Consider the following 16,842-nt stretch of genomic DNA (forward strand, 5'->3'; position numbering starts at 1 on the left):
ATCATCGGCGCGCCGATCGGCCGCGCTCGAGCCAGGGCCGGACGAACCACGTTCCGATGAACACCGCGCCGAAGACCACGCCTGCCGCCACGCCCGCGACCGGCCCCGCCACGACATCGAAGAGCAGAACCGATACACCGACCAGCGCGACACCGAGCAGCGTGAGGCCGCCGAGCGCGAGGCGATGCGATGTGGACACCAGCCACCCGAGCTGATGGCGCCGGAACAGTATTCGATGAGCTGCGACCGGGGCGATCAACATGGCGGTCGCACCGATCGACGCCGTGAGGACGACCAGGTACAGCACCTGAATCGAAGTGCTGGTCGATTCGAATCGTGGCTGGAACGGCAAGACGATCAGAAAGCCGGTCAGGAGCTGGACGCCGGTTTGCACGACGCGCAATTCCTGCAGCAACGATGCCCAGTTGCGGTCCAGTCGTTGCGTGTCGGTCTCGCCACGGACATCGAGATTCCAGGAAGAGTCGTCCATCGGTGTTCCTCCTGTCATCCTGGTCCCGCGTGCGTACCTCTCAGGGCGCAATACCCGGTCGATCCGAGCGTAATCGCAGGTTTTGCCCAGTTCCTCGTCGCCGACGCGAGCCGGGCGCGCCACCGCACGGCAGTGCGGTGGACCGGGTCGAGGAGGCGGCCTCACCCGCGGTGTGAACCGGGTGCCGAAGGCGATTCGGCCGTTTCGTTCGGTGTGCCGGGGTACGCGATCACCATGACATCCTTCTGGTTCACCGATGCGCAGATGCCTTCCCGACTGCCTCTCACCGATGACATCGACGTCGACACGGTCGTCATCGGCGCCGGTATCGTCGGTCTGACCACGGCCCTGCTCCTTGCCGAGCAGGGCCGTGCGGTCGCGGTGCTCGAGGCGCGTCAGATCGGTGCCGTCACGACGGGCGCCTCCACCGCGAAGGTCTCGCTGTTGCAGGGGACCAGGGCCCAGACGATCGCGGAGCGGCACGGGGTCGAGGTGCTGGCGCGGTACGTGACCGCCAATCAGGCCGGTTTCGACTGGTTGCTCGAGTTCTGTGCCGAGCACGAGATCGCTGCTCCGCGTGTCCCCGCGATCACCTACGCACAGCATGCGGCCGAAAACGCCGCGGTGCGCGCCGAGTACGAGGCCACCCGCGCGGTCGGCTTGCCCACCCGGCTGATCGATGACCTCGCAGCGCCCTTTCCCGTCCACGGCGGGGTGCGGCTGGCGGAACAGGCGCAGGTGGACCCGGTCGCGGTGCTTGCCGCACTGGCCGCCGACATCGAGTCGCACGGCAGCCAGATCTTCGAATCGACTCGTGCACAACGACTTCAGCGGCGCCGCGGCGGCGTCGTCGTCACCACCGACCATGGCGAGGTATCGGCGAAGTACGCGATCGTGGCCACCGGGTCGCCCATCTTCGACCGTGGCGGACTCGCCGGACAGCTGGTGGCCCAGCGGTCCTACCTGGCCGCGTTCGAGGTGCCCGGACCGGTGGCCCAGGAAATGTTCATCAGTGCGGGGCGGCCGATCCGTTCGATGCGTTGGTGCCCGACGAACAATGGCGAGGTACTGCTGGTCGGCGGCAACGGCCACGATGTCGGCCGCGCTGCTTCCGAAGCCGACCATGTTGCCCAACTGCTGGATTGGGCGAATCGCTGGTTTCCCGGCGCCAGCCTGCTCGAGCGCTGGTCGGCTCAGGACTACCACCCGATCACCGAACTGCCCACTGTCGGTACGGTGCGGCCTGGCGCCGAGAACGTGCTCTGCGCGAGTGGTTTCGCCAAGTGGGGCATGACCAACGGTGTCGCCGCCGCGCTCGCACTGTCCGGCAGGGTGAACGGGCGGCGACCCGGGTGGGCACACGTCTACGAGGGCTGGCGTACCGGCCCGGTGAAGTCGTTGTGCGCCGGTGTACAGGCCAATGCGGCGGTCGTGGGTCACCTGACGACCGGGTGGCTGCGCTCGACGGCTGCCGCCGACGGGGCCGCACCCGGCGAGGGCGAGGGCCGAGTCGAACGCCGCGGCCTACAGCCGACCGCGGTGTGCACAGTCGATGGTGAGACCCACGCCGTGTCGGCGGTGTGCCCGCACTTGCGCGGCATCGTGAACTGGAACGACGCCGAAAAGACCTGGGACTGCCCGTTACACGGCTCCCGCTTCGGTCCCGACGGCGCCGTGCTGGAGGGCCCGGCGACCACACCCCTGCCACGCTGAGTTGTCACCGGTGGGCGCGTGGCCGCACCCGGGTGTCAGCCGAGATACCGAGTGTTGGCGGTGTCGCCGATCAACCGGCGTTCCAGCAGAACCTTCGCCCGTTCGGCGCCCTTGCGGCTCTCGTGTTGCGCTCGGCGGAAGAACTCGGCCACGTCGTTGTCGCCCGCCCGTTCGGCGTCGTGGGCGTACTGCTCCATTCGCAGGGCGTTGTCGAGCGAGGTTTCGACGAACCAGACGAGGTTGTAGTCCTTGTCCTTGGTCCCGGTATGCCGGCCGGATTCGACGGTCGTGGACCGAGCCAGCGCCGCCGACAGTTCGCCGTGCAGTCGCTGTGCGGCGGCTTCGTCACCGGCGTTGTCGGCGGTCGTGATGTCCTGACGCCACTGAGCGATGATGTCCCGGGAAACCATGGATTCCTCCTCCGACGAATGCTTGATCCGCTTACGCGGCCGACCGGCGGCCACACCGTCGCGGTACCTCGCCGGCCGTCTTCTAAACAGGCGCTTGCCTTCACCCGAGCGCGGACGCGCGGCCCCAGGAGTGCCGCGCGGTAGCGTGGAGGTCAGGAGATCGGAGGGTTCGGTGGAGGACGCATTCCGGGATCGGCACGGCGAACCACATGACACCGACCGGCGCGACACCGGCGGCGACGGTTCGCTGTTCGGTGGGATCGGTGCGATCTGTTCGGCGGCGGTCCGGCTCACGGGTGTCGACGGCGCGGCGGTCGCACTGCTCAGCCGAACCTCCCAAGCCCGCGAAATCGTCTATGCCACCGATGCCACCGCCCAGCACCTCGACGAACTCCAATTCGTGATCGGCGAGGGGCCGTGTATCGATGCCTACATCCGTGGCGAGGGCCAGCTCTGGCCGGACCTGGCCGCACCACCCGCGACCGCGCAATGGCCGGTGTTCACCGTCGAGGTGATGGCGCTGGCCGTGCGCGCACTGTTCGCGTTCCCGGTGTCCAGCGGTGGGTCGACAGTCGGTGTGCTGGAGCTGTACCGCGGAACGGGCGGTTCGCTGGGCCGGGTCGAGCAGGAATCCGGTGTCGCGTGCGCGGCGGCCATCGGCCACATGATCGGCACCGATCTGACCCGGTTGGCCGCGGCCGACGCGGCGGAGGTGACGCTTGCCGGCGCGGGCATCGACACGATGAGTGACGAGTTCTCCCGAGCCGTGATCTTCAACGCAGCCGGGATGGTCGCGGTCCAATTGGCCGTCTCGGCAGAAGAGGGACTGGCACGACTGCGTGCGTATAGTTACGCGAACGAACGGTCGATCGGCGCGGTTGCCGCCGATATCGTGGCCCGCAGACTGTCGCTGCGCGACCAGCGTGACTCCCGCGAAGGGCAGGGACGATGAATACCGCGCAGACCCGGCTCGCGATCGCGGATCTGACCGCGACCCTGGCCACCGATTTCGACGTGCCCACCCTGTTGCATGCCGTCGCCGAGCATGCCCGGCGATGCTTCGGCGTGGTCTCGGCGGCGGTGGTCCTGACCGACAGCCGCACGGACGGGACCGGCGTCCAGATCGTGGCGGAGTCGACGCGCGAGGACGCCGTCGCCGACCCGAGCCTGCACATCAGCGGTCCCGGCCTGGCGAGCGCCCGCGACGGCGCGGTCGCGATGATCGCCGACCTCGACGCTGAGGACATCACCGAGAACCGCTGGCCGAACTACCGGCGGCGGGCCCGCGCGGCGGGCCTGCGGTCGATGCGTGCGTTCCCGATCAAGGCCATGAGCGTTCCGCTGGGATCGGTGGTGATCCACGCCGACGAACCGTGGGGAATCCGGCCCAACGACTTCGGGCAGATCCTGGCCGACTTGACCGCGATCGCATTGTCCATGGGTACCGAACACGGCAGGGCCATCACCACCGCCGACACCGTCGCCGCGGTGCTCGACGGGACGGCGGTGGTCGCGACCGCGGTCGGTATCCTCGCCGAATACTTCGACCTCGATCTCGACGCCGCGCGTGCCCAGCTGCGCCGGCTGGCCCGCGCCCATCGGACCACGGCGACGGCACACGCCAGGTCGATCGTGGCCGCCCAGAAGTCCTACCCCGCCGACCTCGGCACCGCGCCCGCACTGCATTTTCCCGCCGATCTGCTCCCGCCCCGGCACATCGGCGGATCTCCCGACACGGCGAAAAGGGACAAGGCGACACCCTGAACCACGGCGGCAGCCGCGGTCAGCTCGTGCGGACGACACGGATGCTGCGCACCTGCCGGTCGGCGGCGTCGGGCACGTTCATGCCGGCCGCGACCCCGCTACGGAGGTAGTCCACGACCGCCGAACCGATCCGCTCGCCCGGCACGACCGCGGGAATACCCGGCGGATAGGGCGTGAGCTGCTCGGCCGCGATCCGGCCCACCGCATGCTCGGCGGGGACGGACTCGGCCGGCGCGAAGAACGCGTCGCGCGGCAGCAGCACGGTCTCGAGCTGAAGTTCTTCGGGGGAGGGCAACCGAATCCGCGGTGGGGTCGGATGATCGAGCCCGGCGCGCCACAGCGCGAGGCCGTCGATGAGCGCGTCGACCATCGTCGTGTTGTCCGACTGGGAGATGGTTGCCAGTACCCGCCGGTGATCGCTCAGGCCCAGATCGAGGTTGCGATGCTCGCGCAGCCAGTCCGCGGCCTCGTAGCCGCCGGCACCGGTCTCGGAGACATCCACGAGGACCTGGAGCAGATCCAGATCGTGGGAGGCCTCGACACCGAGGAGTTCGTCGTGCATGACCGTGAACTGATTGATCCCGGCGAGTTCGGCGCGCACCCGCCGCGCCGAACTCAACGCCTCGTCGAGCAGCGTGTGGCCGAACTCGACCATCTGCCTGCGCCAGCCATCGAGCGCGGCGTAGATCAAGACATTGGGACTGGTGGTCATCAACAAGTCGGCGCAGCTGCGCAATCGCACCGGGTCGACGAGATCGCCCTGCAGATGGAATACCGAACCCTGCTCGAATCCCATCCCCATCTTGTGCACGCTCACCACGCAGACGTCGGCACCGACGTCCATCGCCCAGGTGGGCAGATCGGGGTGAAAGGGCAGGTGGGCGCCCCACGCTTCGTCGACGATCAGCGGTTTGCCGCGTGCGTGACACACCTGGGCGATACCGCGGATGTCGGCACAGGTCCCATAGGGGCTGGGGCTGACGATCAATGCGCCCGCGGCGTCGGGATGTTCGCGCCAGGCTTGCTCGACCTGCTCCGGTGACGGCGGGTGCGAGAAATGGCGGTCGGCATCCCATCGTGGGGCGATCCAGCGTGGGCGTACCCCGGAGAAGATCAGTCCGGCGACAATGGATTTGTGGCTGTCTCGGGCCACCAACAGACCACCGTCATGGCCGCCGGCGACCGCCATCATCGCTGCTTTGACCGACAGGGAGCTGTCGCAGGTGGAGAAGAACGTCGCGTCGGCGCCGACCGCGTCGGCCATGAGTTCCTCGGCGTCGGCCAGGAGACTGCCGCGCGCGAGCCGGTCGTCGAGCCCAGGGGAGGCGAGGATGTCGCTGCGGAAAGCGTCGGCGCCGAGCGCGGCTCGCACCCGGTCGTCCACGCCCCGGCCCTGCCGGTGCGCGGGCGGGGTGAATCCGTAACGGCCGAGATTGTGGTACTCGGCGACCGCGGCGAGCAGCGGGGCGGTGGTGTGGTCCATGGGGCCGGCCTCCTAGGTGTTCGGCCCCCTGGCTGGGAGCGTGGGGTAACGGCGGTTGTGCGCGGGTCGCCGGGTCACGACGCCGCCTCGATCCGGGCCCACGCGCGGTGTTCGGCCAAGTCGGTCAGCAGGCCCACGGTGGCAGCGACCGCGTCGTCGACCGTCACGCCGGGAGAGCGTGGGTCGGCGCCGATGCGCTGCAACAGCGACGCCGCCGTGCCGACTGCCGCGATCGCCTTGCCGTGTCGCCACAGCTCCGCGAGCAGCAGATCGACCCGGGGATCGAGCGGGCCCGCCAACAGCATCGCGCCGTCGAATTCGATCGAGCGCATGGTGGCGAAGCTTCGATCCACCGGTATGCCGGCGACGTCGCCGTCGTGCGCGGCGACCACCAGCGGCCGGACGTGAGCCCGCAGGAGCGCGGCACGGACCTCGTCGAGCGCCTCGGCCGCGATCGTGTCGTCCACCACCAGCGCTACAGTGCGTCCGTCGACCGGATAAGGGCCGCGCCGCTGCGACAATGCGGGGCTCGGCGCCAGCTCGACGCGATCGGCAGTGCGGGCAGGTGCCGACAGTCCGAGCCGGCCCGCGACGTAGTCGGCGAGCTGGTCGTCGACGTTGGCCAGCATCTGCAGGGCACGTTTCCGGATCGCCGGAACCGAACATTTGCCGAGTTCGAAAGCGAACGCGTCGGCGAGATGTTGTTGCTCGCCCGTGGTGAGACTGCGATAGAACATTCGCGGCTGCGAGTAATGGTCGGCGAAGGACACGGCGTCGGGGCTGTTCGCCGACGTCCGTAACGTGGCGGTGGGCGGCGGGATGGGCGTCGGTGATTCGACGTAGGCATGCTCCGCCAGGCTCGCCGCGTAGGGGCAGCCGCCGCCCAGCGAGTTCGGTTTGTACGGCGCGATGCCGGGGTGCACGGCGTGCTGGTGCATGCCGTCCCGGAACAGGTCGTTGACCTCGGTGTGCGGTGTGTTGATCGGCAATTGCGCGAAATTCGGTCCGCCGAGCCTGCTGATCTGGGTGTCCAGATAGGAGAACAGCCTGCCCTGCAGCAGGGGGTCGTCGGTGACCTCGATACCCGGCACCAGATGACTGGGGCAGAAGGCGACCTGCTCGGTCTCGGCGAAGAAGTTCACCGGGTTGGCGGTGAGCCGCAGTGTTCCGATGATCTGGACCGGCGCGAGTTCCTCCGGCACGATCTTCGTCGGATCCAGCAGATCGGTGCCCTCGAACAGGTGCTGGGGCGTGTCCGGGAACACCTGCACGCCCAGGTCCCATTCCGGGGTGTTTCCCGCTTCGATGGCCTCGGCCAGATCCCGGCGGTGGAAATCGGGATCGAACCCGGCCGTGAGCTGGGTTTCTTCCCACAGCATCGAATGCACCCCGAGTCGCGGCTTCCAGTGGAACTTCACCAGGCTGGTCGTGCCGTCGGCGGCGACCAGCCGGAAGGTGTGGATACCGAATCCCTCCATCATGCGCAGTGAGCGCGGCAGCGCCCGGTCGGACATATTCCAGAAGGTGTGCGCGGTTGCCTCGGTGTGCAGACTGACGAAGTCCCAGAAGGTGTCGTGCGCGGATTGCGCTTGCGGTATTTCCCGATCCGGCTGCGGCTTTCCGGCGTGGATGACGTCGGGGAACTTGATCGCCTCCTGGATGAAGAACACCGGAATGTTGTTGCCGACCAGGTCGTAGACCCCTTCGTCGGTGTAGAACTTCACCGCGAAACCCCGGGTGTCGCGCACTGTGTCGGCCGAACCGCGCGAGCCGAGCACCGTGGAGAATCGAACGAACACCGGTGTGCGCGCGTCGGCGGACAGGAACCGCGCGCGGGTCAGCGATGCGGCGGCGCCGTTGGCAACGAACACACCGTGAGCCCCCACTCCGCGTGCGTGCACGACCCGCTCGGGGATCCGTTCGTGGTCGAAGTGAGTGATCTTCTCGCGCAGATGGATGTCCTGGAGGAGCACGGGCCCGCGTGGACCGGCTTTGCGCGCGTGATCGGTATCGGCGACGCCGAGGCCCTGCGCGGTGGTCAGCGCGCCGCCCTGCTGTGCGCGCACGGATGCGCTGCCGGGGATCGAGGCGCCCGTGGGACTGCGCAGCGCCGGGCCTTCCTGGTCCGCGGCCGGGCCCGCTTGTTCGCACGGTGTCGCAGCGTCTTCGTCGGGTGGAGTCGGTGGCTGGGTGAATTCCCGGGGAATGTCGTGCGCGCTCATGTGTCGTCCCTTCGTCGGTCTGCTCAGAGAATGGGCCTGCCGCCGGTGACCGCCAGCCGGGCGCCGGAGATATAGCTGCCGTCGTCGGCGGCGAGCAGGACATAGGCCGGGGCGAGTTCCGCCGGCTGCCCGGCTCTGCCCAGCGGGGTGTCGTCTCCGAATGTCGCGACCTTCTCCGGCGGCATGGTGGAGGGGATCAGCGGCGTCCAGATCGGGCCGGGTGCCACGCTGTTGACCCGGATCCCTTTGTCGCCCAGCAACTGCGCCAGGCTCGCGGACAGATTCGCGATCGCCGCTTTGGTGGCGGCGTAGGGTGCCAGTGTCGGATTGGGCATGTCGGAATTGACCGAGGAACTGCCGATGATCGACGACCCGGGCCGCATATGCGGAACCGCGGCCTGGACGAGATGGAAATACGCGCCGACATTCAGCGCGAACGTGTAGGCGAACTCCTCGTCACTGATCTCCGACAGATCGGTGTGGGTCATCTGATAGGCGGCATTGCTGACCAATACATCGATGGTGCCGAATTCTGAGACCGCTCGTTCCACGACGGCACGACAATGCGCGGGGTCGGAGAGATCACCGGGCACCAGGACGGCGCGCTGACCCGCCTCGGATACCCAGCCGGCGACTTCCTCGGCATCACGATCCTCATCGAGGTAAGAGATCAGCACATCGGCACCCTCGCGGGCGAAAGCGATCGCCACCGCTCGACCGATCCCGCTGTCGCCACCAGTGATCACCGCTGCCTTACCGGTCAATTTCCCCGAGCCGCGATAGCTGTTCTCCCCGCAGTCGGGAACCGGTGACATCTGCGCCTGGACGCCGGGTACTTTCTGCTGTTGTTCGGGAAATCCCATGATCGAAACCCTCCGCTGGACGACGGCCGTCTTCGGGGCGATACCGCGATTTGCCGAGGGTAAACAGCGATTGGTCGCGCAGCATGCGGGTACGCGCGCCGTATGGAACTTCTGGTAATCGTCGCGCTGGTCGTTGTCGTCGCGGTTGTCCTGCTGTCTCGCAGGCGTACCGGTAAGCCGCCGGACCAACCGGAGTCGACCGGCAACGACCCGCACTGAGCCCCGGACAGCCTTTCACCGCTGTCCGAAGGGGGCAGTGCGGTGGCGGTATCGCGGATCCCTCGCCCTCCTCGAATCAATGCTTGCGGGACTATTGCGAGACCGCCGGAAGGGCGATGGAAAAGGTCTCCTTTCGGGTCCGGCTCTCCTGGTCATAGTCCCAGTTTGGCTGCGGTATGGCCGCGCCATGCCGGTGGACCGGAGGTTGGTTTGCTGAAGGTGTGCTGTATGTATTCTTTGCGCGTCCAGGTCGACAGAGACGAGCGGGTGTCCGTTCGCCTCACGAGGGTCGGAGGTTCGTGCACACATGGTTCCGCATCGCTCGGTTCGGCGTCCGGCGGTACTCACGCCCGGCGCTGCAACATCGCATTTCCGTCCCGTGCTGCTCGATGCGTCGAGCCCGGAAGGATTGTGTGACCTGGAGGCGCTGGCAGCATCGAGTTCTGTCAGAGCGGTGCACGACACGATCGAAGATCAGCTCGACGAACTGATCCGGTGCGAGGAGCCTGCTGTCGCGCATTCGACGGACTCGCTGGCGGCGTCCCGTCGCCGGATCCGTGGTGGGACTCCGTTGTGGCGGTGGGGAACGTGGGTGTTCTATCCGTGGAACGGCCGGTTGGTGCATGTGCTGCCGCGCGAGGGTTTCCAGCGGCTGCGGACCGATCGGAATCGCAACAAGGTCGACCGGGCGCAGCAGCGAGACCTGCGCGGGCGGCGGATCGGTGTGGTCGGTCTGTCGGTGGGCAACAGCGCGGCGGTGACGCTGGCGATGGAAGGGGTCGGCGGATCGTTCCGATTGGCCGACTTCGACACCGTCGGGCTGTCGAATCTGAACCGGCTGCGGGCCGGGGTGGGTGATCTCGGGGTATCCAAGGCGGTGCTGGCGGCGCGTCAGATGTTCGAGATCGACCCCTATCTCGACATCGAGGTATTCACCGACGGGTTGACCGAGGAGTCGATCGGGCCGTTCGTCGATGGCGTGGGCGGCACCCGGCCACTGGATCTGCTGGTGGAGGAGTGCGACACGGCGTGGGCGAAAGTCGCTGCCCGTGAATACGCGCGGCGCCGAGGGATCCCGGTTCTGATGGACACCAACGATCGCGGCATGCTGGATGTGGAGCGTTTCGATCTCGAACCCCATCGCCCGCTGTTCCACGGCCGCGCCGACGGGTCGACCTCGTCCGATGTCGCGCGGATGAACCGGGGCGAGCGGCTGTCGTTCCTGCTGGCAGTGGTCGATGAGCCGCGGCTGAGTCCGGCGATGCGGGATGCTGTCGGTGAGATCGGCCGGAGTCTGTCCAGCTGGCCGCAGCTCGCCTCCGGGGTGATGCTCGGGGGCGCCTTGGTGGCGGACACGGCTCGCCGGATCCTGCTCGGTGAGCTGATCCCGTCGGGGCGAACCTATATCGACCTCGACGAGCTCATACCCGCGGTCTGTCCACCCGCTGCTCCGGAATTGGTGTGGGCCATGGAGGAAGTCCGTTGACGATCGATCTCCGCAATGTGGAACTGGTCGGCACGCGGCTGCGGTTGCGCGATCTCCGTGCCGGTGATCTGGGCGTCTATCAGCGGATCTTCACCGACCCGCACTTGACCAGGTATATGGGCACCGACAGCATGGGTGTCCGGGCGGCCGCGGCGTCGTTCGACGCCGCCCTGCGTTCCCGCGGCGAGAGTCCGCGGCGCAAGTACACGCTGGCGATCACGGCACCGGACGAGGACACCATGGTCGGCACCATCGGCCTGCTGGTGGAGGATTTCGGCAGCAACGCGATGATCGGCGGTCTGGTCGTGGTTCCGGAAGGGGCGCTGCGCGCCGGTGGTATCGAGGCGGGGCGGCTGATGGCGGCATTCGCCTTCGGGCCGCTCGGGATTCACCGGGTATGGGCGGGGCACCGGCACGATCATCCGGTGATGGACACGGTGATGGCGGGAGTGGGCTTGACGCCGGAGGCGCGGCTGCGGCAGCTGTACCGAACCCAGGGTCGGTGGCGCGATGTGTGCACGTATGCGGCGTTGCGGCCGGAATGGGCTGCGACGGCGACCGCTGCCGAACGCCGAATCCTGGCGTTACGGGCTACCGCGGCAAGGGAACACGTCTCCGCGGGTCGGTGAAGTCGGTGCGCAACCCTGCCGAATCGGGCTCCGGGCGCGCCACGGCGCGATAGCATCGCCGACTACAGGCCCTGGCAATCACCTTTGCCCCGATTGCCACCACCCGAAACGCGCAGCGGCCGGCGACGGGAGGGACTCCACCGCCGGCGAGATCCGAAGTGGAGATCACCGATGGCAGTGCTGATCGACTCCGACTACTTCACGCCGGCCGACCGGCGGGAGGCGGTCACCGCAATCCTGATGGAAGCCGATATCGGGGCGAACCTGCGGATGTGGGATTCGCCGGCCGAAGTGGTCAGCCGGCACCAGGCCTGGATGCTGGGTCCGATCGCGCTCACCCGCTCGGAGGTATCCGGTCACCAGGTCTGCCGAACCAATCGGCACGAGCGCTCCTCGCCCAGCGACACCCTGACGGTCACCGTGCAGAACGGACAGGTCCGCAAGCACGAACAGTTCGGTGCGCAAACGCTGATCGAACCCGGTTCCTGCGAAGTGATCGACCTGGCCACCGCGTTCGCCTCCGGCTGGCACGGACTCGGCGGAACGCTGTGCCTGCAGCTGTCCAGGGAGCGCCTCGGTATTTCCGCGGAAACGGTCGTCGCGGCTCACGGGCGCCTGGCGGCATCGCCGCTGTACCCGATGGTCACGGCGCAGATCCAGCATCTCGTGGGGATCGCCGACCAGCTCGAAGCCGATCCGGGGGCCGCCTCGGTGGGTGAGGCGTGCCTGGAAATGGTTCGGGCGCTACTGATCTCGGCGGCCGGCCGCGGGCCGGGTGACGGCGCCGCCATCCCGGAGCAACTGCTGATCGAGCAGATCCTCGGGTACGTGCGGACCCACCTGTCCGATTCGGCCTTGAAGATCCCGGATATCGCCGCCGCCAACAACATCTCCGTTCGGCACCTGTACAAGGTATGCGCGCAGTCGGGTATCAGCCTCGAGCAATGGATCATCGAGCAACGCCTGGTCCGGGCCCGCGACATGCTGATCGATATCGGCTATGCGCACCGGTCCGTCGCTGCGGTGGCCGGTGCCGTGGGTTTCCGCGACGCCGCCCACTTCACCCGGCGATTCCGTGAAGCATTCGGGATGACGCCACGTGACTGGCGCCGCAGCGCCACCGATGCGGACAACCCACCGAAGTAGCCGGGGGTTCCGCGCCCGGCGGCGCGAAAGTTTGTGCGTGCACAGTCAGTTGCCGTGCAGTCACAGCCTCCTTCGCAGGCTGATTCGCCGATATCGTTCGAATGTGGCTGCGCGAGACCGCTTCAGGAGTGTGAGTGTTCGCCGATGGGCACCCGCGCCGATGCAGTCCGCGCCGAGGGATCGAGAGAGAGGGGAGACCATGTCCACGATCGGCAAAGCCATTCGGGCGGCGAGGATGGCCTCCGGCTTCACGCAGGCGGAGTTGGCCGACTGGATCGGAATTGCGGACGGAAACCAGATCAGCCGTTGGGAACGCGATGTGGTGACACCCAGTGCCGACAGTGTCGGCGAGTTGTCGAGAGTTCTGGGGGTGCGTCTCGACAACTCGGTCGGAAACGCGGTGTCGTGCTGATGTGAATGCTGTTGCGTCGGCTCGATCCGGATCGAGCCGACGCAACAGCGAGCCCACGGGCTGACGGGGCTACGAAACGACCTGGGAGCTCAGGTAGCTCAGGAGGATGTGGACGTCGTCGTTGTAGTCGACGTGGGCCTCGGAGGCGTAGAAGTTGGCCATGTCCACGCCTTGGCGGCCCAGTTGGACGAGTTCCTCCACGGTGGCGGGGTCCGTGATGCTGAGCAGGGTTCGGGTGGTCGCGTGGAGGTCGGCCCGGATGCCGGCGGCGACGGGGCCGAGTACGGCGCCGGTGAGGTCGGCGCCGGTGGCGGCCAAGGTCGTCAGGTCGGCGGCGGCGGCGATGGGGTCGTTGCGATCGAGGGATTCGACCGCACGCCAGAGGATTTCCTGAATCTGACCGACCCTGTCGGCGATGCTCAGAAAATCGATGTGCAGGAGAGCGTCGGCGATCACGCTGACGCCTGCGGTCCAACCCGAGGGGTCGACGGCGGCGGCTGCGCGGAGGACCTGGGCCACCAGGACGCGGTCCACACCCGCCGCGGCCTGGACCATCGGGGCCAGGGCGACGTTCAAGGCATTCGCGGTCCGGTGCGCACCGCGAATGTCACCTGCTGCGATGAACTCCGGGAGGCGGGTGAGGTTGTCGAGAATGGAAGGCAGGTTCGCCGCGGTGGCGGTCCAGCCGGCGCCCATGGTGACGGCTTGCGCGATCAGGCTGCTGGGATCGGCCGTGGCGGGGAGGTAGTTCGCGATCGGTGCGGGATCACCGCTCAGGACCCTGCCCAGCACGGCGAGGAATGGGGAGGTGGCGGCATCGAGGGAGCAGTAGAGGTCGCCGTCGGCGCACAGGGTGCGAACCCGTTCGGTCAAGGCACCGAAATCCCGGCTTCGCGCTCCGGCGATGCCGTAGCCGGGCTGCGGATTTCCCAGGGAGGGTGTGGTATCCGGATCGCGATGCGGATCGGCCAGTAGTCCGACACCGACCACTCGATCGGCGCCGATAGGACCGTCGCCATGGCCGATTTCGGTGGCGAGATCGCCGATGCCGTCCGCGCCCTGGCTGTAGCCGGCGAGGACGACCCGCGTCGAGTTGCACAGGCCACGCAGCATCTGGCCCAAGCGGGATTCCAGGGTGCTCAAGGATTCCGCGTAGCTCAGGCCCTGGTCGAAAGCGCTTGCGGCATAGGGGACATAGAGCACCGTGATGTCACGGCCGAACTGCCGTTGCAGGCCATCTCCGACGGGGCGGAGCATGCCGACGGGCACCTCGGGATCGGCGTCCGGCGTGGTCTCCCAGGTTCCCGGCCCGAAGATTGCGGTGTACGGGGTGCAGGGCTGCGCGCCGGGCGTTTCGGCCCGCGCGACGCCGACCGCCGCAGTCCCGACCGCGACGACGGCGGCAACCAACGTCGCCGCGGCGGATCTCGAAACCCTGTTCATCGTCCAATTCCTCTGTTGCCGAAGGAGATTCGTGACGGCGCGCAGGTCCTGAAGCGTGCCGAACCGTCGTGGCCAATTGTCGCCACTCGCCGCCGGTTTCGTCGGCACTTTCAGATACAGTTTCATTTCAGATTTGGCGCCGGGGGACGCAGGGCGGCGGGTGTCGCGGTCGAGCCCGGTCTGCATCCCGATGCGCCTGGCCCCGTCCTCGGCCCACCATGCTGATCCGGGCCATGATGCACCACATCATGGCGCTACCGAACGGGGCGCCGGAGTTTCGGCATTCTGGCGGGGGAGGAGCCGATCGACCACTACCAGAAGGCCCTCATTCGCGCAGGCTCGGCCATTCCCCCGGCCGTGCTGCGGACCATGGAGATCCATATCGCCGAAGAAGCCCGGCACATCTCCTTTGCCGGGGAATATCTGCGCGTCCGGATCCCTCGATCGTCCACGGTGTCGGAGGGCGGGTGTCGCGAGACCGCGGCGAGCCCGACTGTTCCGTCCACCGGGCCGCCTGAGCCCGCGATCGCGGCGCTGAACCCGGTGGCCGCCGACAGTCCCGAGCGTTCGGCGGGCGAGCCGACGCGATCGCCCCGATCGCGCGGACCGGCTCACTCGCCGGTGCCTCTGGATCTGCTGGGAGTTGTATCGGGGATGATCGCTCGCCTGCGAAACGGCCGACAACGTGCGCCGAGCAGACGTGACAGCGGCATGGGACGCTCACTCTACGTTGTAGGTCTCTATCGTTGACATCGTTAGCGACCAAGCGTGTACTGAGTGGGTCATTCAGTTCAGGGGTAGGGGCTTCGAGATGATCAGGGATCAGCTTGTCTCTCCGTTCCACAAGCCCCTGCAGGGCGACCACGCAAGGGAGAACGCGATGACACCCACGAGCGCAGCTCCAGCGGTGAGGGGGCAGCCGGGCCGAGTCGGACACGACACCGGCCACCTTGCACACCGCGGTGCCGAGGCCGATTTGCTCAACGATCGTCTGGTTCAGCACCTCGACGGCATCTGTGACACGGTCCGAACCATCATCGAGCAGGGGCCTGATGACGTAGCGGCTGTAGATGAAGCCATGACCCAAGTAGTCACCGAGCTCGACCGCATCATCTTCGAAACGCATATGTTCCTGAGCGGCCTCAGCTCTTCGCCCGCGCATTCGTCTGACGCGGACCATTCGGAGCTGCTCGGCACGCGCCGCGGCTCCCCTCATCGCTGAAGACGCGCAGGCCGACCCGTGGTGTGAGTGCGCCGCGGTGTCGACGCACTCCCGTGTGCGGCCGCTATCGCAGGAAGAGCACTTCGATGAGGACGAAGGCCGCCACTGCGAAGATCAGAAAGGCGAACCACCGCTGTAGCCGGGAGACATCGACTCGCTGTCCGAAGCGGGCCGCGACGAGCGAGCCGCCGATGGCGGTAGCGGTGAAGGTCGCGGCGATCCGCCAGTCGAGGCTGAGGTTGCCGAGGTAGGCGAGCAGCCCGGAGCCCGAATTGGCGGTGACGATCACCAGGGACGTGCCGATTGCCACGGACATCTCGATGCCGAGCAAAAGGACGAGGGCGGGGACGATGAGAAATCCGCCGCCGACCCCGAACAGTCCGGTCAGGAATCCGACACCGAGGCCGACCGGCACCGCGCGGGAGGCGCATCGACGCCAATCGACGGTTGATCCGTCCACTCGGCAGGCGGTACCGATGCCCTCCCCACTCGCGAGCATCCGGGCTCCGGCGGCGACCATCACTATGGCGAATCCGGCGAGAGTCAGCGCTGGGGGAAGGTATCGATTGACCGCGCTACCGGCGAACGCGGCCGGCAGTCCGGTCACGGCGAACACGCCCGCGACCCGCCACTGGACCTGGCCGGATCGGATCTTGGGGAGGGCGCCGACCAGCGCGGAAACGCCGACCACGAGCAGTGACATCGGCACCGCCTGCGCGAGCGGGATCCCCAGGCCGTAGACGAGCCCGGGAACGGCGAGGATCGACCCGCCGCCGCCGAGCAGGCCGAGCAGGACACCGATGACAACACCGAGCATGGCGGAGACGAGAATCGTCACCGGCGACTCCTTCCGTACCGAGGTGCTGTGCTGTCATCGTCAGGGTTTTTCGTGATCGCCGCGGTCAGTCTCCGGCGGTGAGTGCATCGATCGCCGACTGCAGGCGGCGACCGGCATCATCGGCGATCGATGCGAGAGCGGGTTCGTCGGTGACCTGCACGAGCAGCTGCGGGTTCATCGCCTCGACCAGGACCGTGCCTTCCCTGGCAGGGTCCTCACGCACGATCACGTTGCACGGCAAGAGCAGTCCGATTTGCCGGTTCACCTCGACAGCCCGGTGCGCGAGCGGGGGGTTGCAGGCGCCGAGTATCAGGTACCGCTCCATGTCGGCGTCGAGTTTGGCCTTCAAGGTGGCCTGCATGTCGATCTCGGTGAGTACGCCGAATCCTTGTTCCTGCAACGCCGCTCGGGTTCGGGCAACGGCGTCCGCGAATGACGTCTCCAAAGTGGTAGACAATGCCAGGTTCATCGGTGGGTCTCCGTTCTCGTTGGTCGAGACTTG

Annotated in this window: 16 protein-coding genes and 1 pseudogene; 9 read left to right on the top strand and 8 right to left on the bottom strand. The window is 67.6% G+C overall.

Going from position 1 to position 16,842, the window contains the following annotated elements; genetic code table 11:
• Position 1: 1 nt before the first annotated feature.
• The gene (locus tag NV348_RS30800; RefSeq protein WP_447149999.1) at positions 2-490 is read right to left on the bottom strand and encodes a DUF6328 family protein; all 489 of its coding nucleotides are present in this window, start codon (positions 488-490) and stop codon (positions 2-4) included.
• Between the two features lie 234 nt (positions 491-724).
• On the opposite strand from NV348_RS30800, the gene NV348_RS30805 reads away from it, so the two are divergent.
• A complete protein-coding gene (locus NV348_RS30805; RefSeq protein WP_447150000.1) occupies positions 725-2,203 on the top strand; it encodes an FAD-dependent oxidoreductase in 1,479 nt (492 codons plus the stop codon).
• Between the two features lie 35 nt (positions 2,204-2,238).
• On the opposite strand, the gene NV348_RS30810 is transcribed toward NV348_RS30805, so the two are convergent.
• Positions 2,239-2,505 carry a hypothetical protein gene (locus NV348_RS30810; protein WP_447151192.1) on the bottom strand — a complete coding sequence of 89 codons (267 nt, stop codon included), beginning with the start codon at positions 2,503-2,505 and terminating at the stop codon, positions 2,239-2,241.
• 280 nt (positions 2,506-2,785) lie between these two features.
• Between NV348_RS30810 and NV348_RS30815 the strand changes: the two genes are divergently transcribed.
• Together NV348_RS30815 and NV348_RS30820 are read left to right on the top strand one after the other, a co-directional pair.
• Positions 2,786-3,565 (top strand): GAF and ANTAR domain-containing protein, encoded by a 780-nt coding sequence (locus tag NV348_RS30815; RefSeq protein WP_447150001.1) that lies wholly within the window; start codon positions 2,786-2,788, stop codon positions 3,563-3,565.
• A complete protein-coding gene (locus tag NV348_RS30820; RefSeq protein ID WP_447150002.1) occupies positions 3,562-4,377 on the top strand; it encodes an ANTAR domain-containing protein in 816 nt (271 codons plus the stop codon). Before NV348_RS30815 ends, NV348_RS30820 begins: the two co-directional genes overlap by 4 nt.
• A gap of 19 nt (positions 4,378-4,396) precedes the next feature.
• Here the strand turns inward: NV348_RS30820 and NV348_RS30825 are convergent, their stop codons facing one another.
• The 3 genes from NV348_RS30825 to NV348_RS30835 all read right to left on the bottom strand — a co-directional run bounded on the left by NV348_RS30825 (position 4,397) and on the right by NV348_RS30835 (position 8,945).
• A complete protein-coding gene (locus tag NV348_RS30825; protein WP_447150003.1) occupies positions 4,397-5,860 on the bottom strand; it encodes an aminotransferase class I/II-fold pyridoxal phosphate-dependent enzyme in 1,464 nt (487 codons plus the stop codon).
• 74 nt (positions 5,861-5,934) lie between these two features.
• Positions 5,935-8,082 (bottom strand): catalase, encoded by a 2,148-nt coding sequence (locus NV348_RS30830; RefSeq protein WP_447150004.1) that lies wholly within the window; start codon positions 8,080-8,082, stop codon positions 5,935-5,937.
• A gap of 23 nt (positions 8,083-8,105) precedes the next feature.
• Positions 8,106-8,945, bottom strand: coding sequence for an SDR family oxidoreductase (locus tag NV348_RS30835; protein ID WP_447150005.1), 840 nt, complete (start codon positions 8,943-8,945; stop codon positions 8,106-8,108).
• A gap of 673 nt (positions 8,946-9,618) precedes the next feature.
• Between NV348_RS30835 and NV348_RS30840 the strand changes: the two genes are divergently transcribed.
• The 4 genes from NV348_RS30840 to NV348_RS30855 all read left to right on the top strand — a co-directional run bounded on the left by NV348_RS30840 (position 9,619) and on the right by NV348_RS30855 (position 12,837).
• A complete protein-coding gene (locus NV348_RS30840) occupies positions 9,619-10,650 on the top strand; it encodes a ThiF family adenylyltransferase (protein WP_447150006.1) in 1,032 nt (343 codons plus the stop codon).
• Entirely contained in the window at positions 10,647-11,279 is a 633-nt protein-coding gene (locus tag NV348_RS30845; protein WP_447150007.1) for a GNAT family N-acetyltransferase, read from the top strand. The genes NV348_RS30840 and NV348_RS30845 overlap by 4 nt, the downstream gene beginning before the upstream one ends.
• A 171-nt stretch (positions 11,280-11,450) precedes the next feature.
• Positions 11,451-12,425 (top strand): AraC family transcriptional regulator, encoded by a 975-nt coding sequence (locus NV348_RS30850; RefSeq protein WP_447150008.1) that lies wholly within the window; start codon positions 11,451-11,453, stop codon positions 12,423-12,425.
• Between the two features lie 199 nt (positions 12,426-12,624).
• Entirely contained in the window at positions 12,625-12,837 is a 213-nt protein-coding gene (locus NV348_RS30855) for a helix-turn-helix domain-containing protein (RefSeq protein WP_358187256.1), read from the top strand.
• Between the two features lie 69 nt (positions 12,838-12,906).
• Here NV348_RS30855 and NV348_RS30860 read toward each other — a convergent pair whose 3' ends face one another.
• Complete coding sequence (locus NV348_RS30860) at positions 12,907-14,280, bottom strand: cutinase family protein (RefSeq protein WP_447150009.1); 1,374 nt, start codon at positions 14,278-14,280, stop codon at positions 12,907-12,909.
• Between the two features lie 279 nt (positions 14,281-14,559).
• On the opposite strand from NV348_RS30860, the pseudogene NV348_RS30865 reads away from it, so the two are divergent.
• Positions 14,560-14,751, top strand: a pseudogene (locus NV348_RS30865) (diiron oxygenase); the annotation flags it as partial.
• Between the two features lie 340 nt (positions 14,752-15,091).
• Positions 15,092-15,502, top strand: a complete 411-nt coding sequence (locus NV348_RS30870; RefSeq protein WP_447150010.1) for a hypothetical protein — start codon at positions 15,092-15,094, stop codon at positions 15,500-15,502.
• Positions 15,503-15,566: 64 nt separating this feature from the next.
• Here the strand turns inward: NV348_RS30870 and NV348_RS30875 are convergent, their stop codons facing one another.
• Positions 15,567-16,340, bottom strand: a complete 774-nt coding sequence (locus tag NV348_RS30875) for a sulfite exporter TauE/SafE family protein (protein WP_447150011.1) — start codon at positions 16,338-16,340, stop codon at positions 15,567-15,569.
• Positions 16,341-16,404: 64 nt separating this feature from the next.
• Complete coding sequence (locus NV348_RS30880) at positions 16,405-16,809, bottom strand: DUF302 domain-containing protein (protein ID WP_447150012.1); 405 nt, start codon at positions 16,807-16,809, stop codon at positions 16,405-16,407.
• Positions 16,810-16,842: the final 33 nt, after the last annotated feature.

The sequence above is a fragment of the Nocardia fodinahabitans genome, assembly GCF_052983615.1.

Excerpts from the sequence above, each read along its gene's own strand:
- NV348_RS30820 (WP_447150002.1), top strand. The coding sequence starts at position 3,562 with ATGAATACCGCGCAGACCCGGCTCGCGATCGCGGATCTGACCGCGACC.
- NV348_RS30800 (WP_447149999.1), bottom strand. The coding sequence starts at position 490 with ATGGACGACTCTTCCTGGAATCTCGATGTCCGTGGCGAGACCGACACG.
- NV348_RS30870 (WP_447150010.1), top strand. The coding sequence starts at position 15,092 with ATGATCAGGGATCAGCTTGTCTCTCCGTTCCACAAGCCCCTGCAGGGC.
- NV348_RS30830 (WP_447150004.1), bottom strand. The coding sequence starts at position 8,082 with ATGAGCGCGCACGACATTCCCCGGGAATTCACCCAGCCACCGACTCCA.
- NV348_RS30855 (WP_358187256.1), top strand. The coding sequence starts at position 12,625 with ATGTCCACGATCGGCAAAGCCATTCGGGCGGCGAGGATGGCCTCCGGC.
- NV348_RS30835 (WP_447150005.1), bottom strand. The coding sequence starts at position 8,945 with ATGGGATTTCCCGAACAACAGCAGAAAGTACCCGGCGTCCAGGCGCAG.
- NV348_RS30805 (WP_447150000.1), top strand. The coding sequence starts at position 725 with ATGACATCCTTCTGGTTCACCGATGCGCAGATGCCTTCCCGACTGCCT.
- NV348_RS30880 (WP_447150012.1), bottom strand. The coding sequence starts at position 16,809 with ATGAACCTGGCATTGTCTACCACTTTGGAGACGTCATTCGCGGACGCC.
- NV348_RS30860 (WP_447150009.1), bottom strand. The coding sequence starts at position 14,280 with ATGAACAGGGTTTCGAGATCCGCCGCGGCGACGTTGGTTGCCGCCGTC.
- NV348_RS30825 (WP_447150003.1), bottom strand. The coding sequence starts at position 5,860 with ATGGACCACACCACCGCCCCGCTGCTCGCCGCGGTCGCCGAGTACCAC.
- NV348_RS30850 (WP_447150008.1), top strand. The coding sequence starts at position 11,451 with ATGGCAGTGCTGATCGACTCCGACTACTTCACGCCGGCCGACCGGCGG.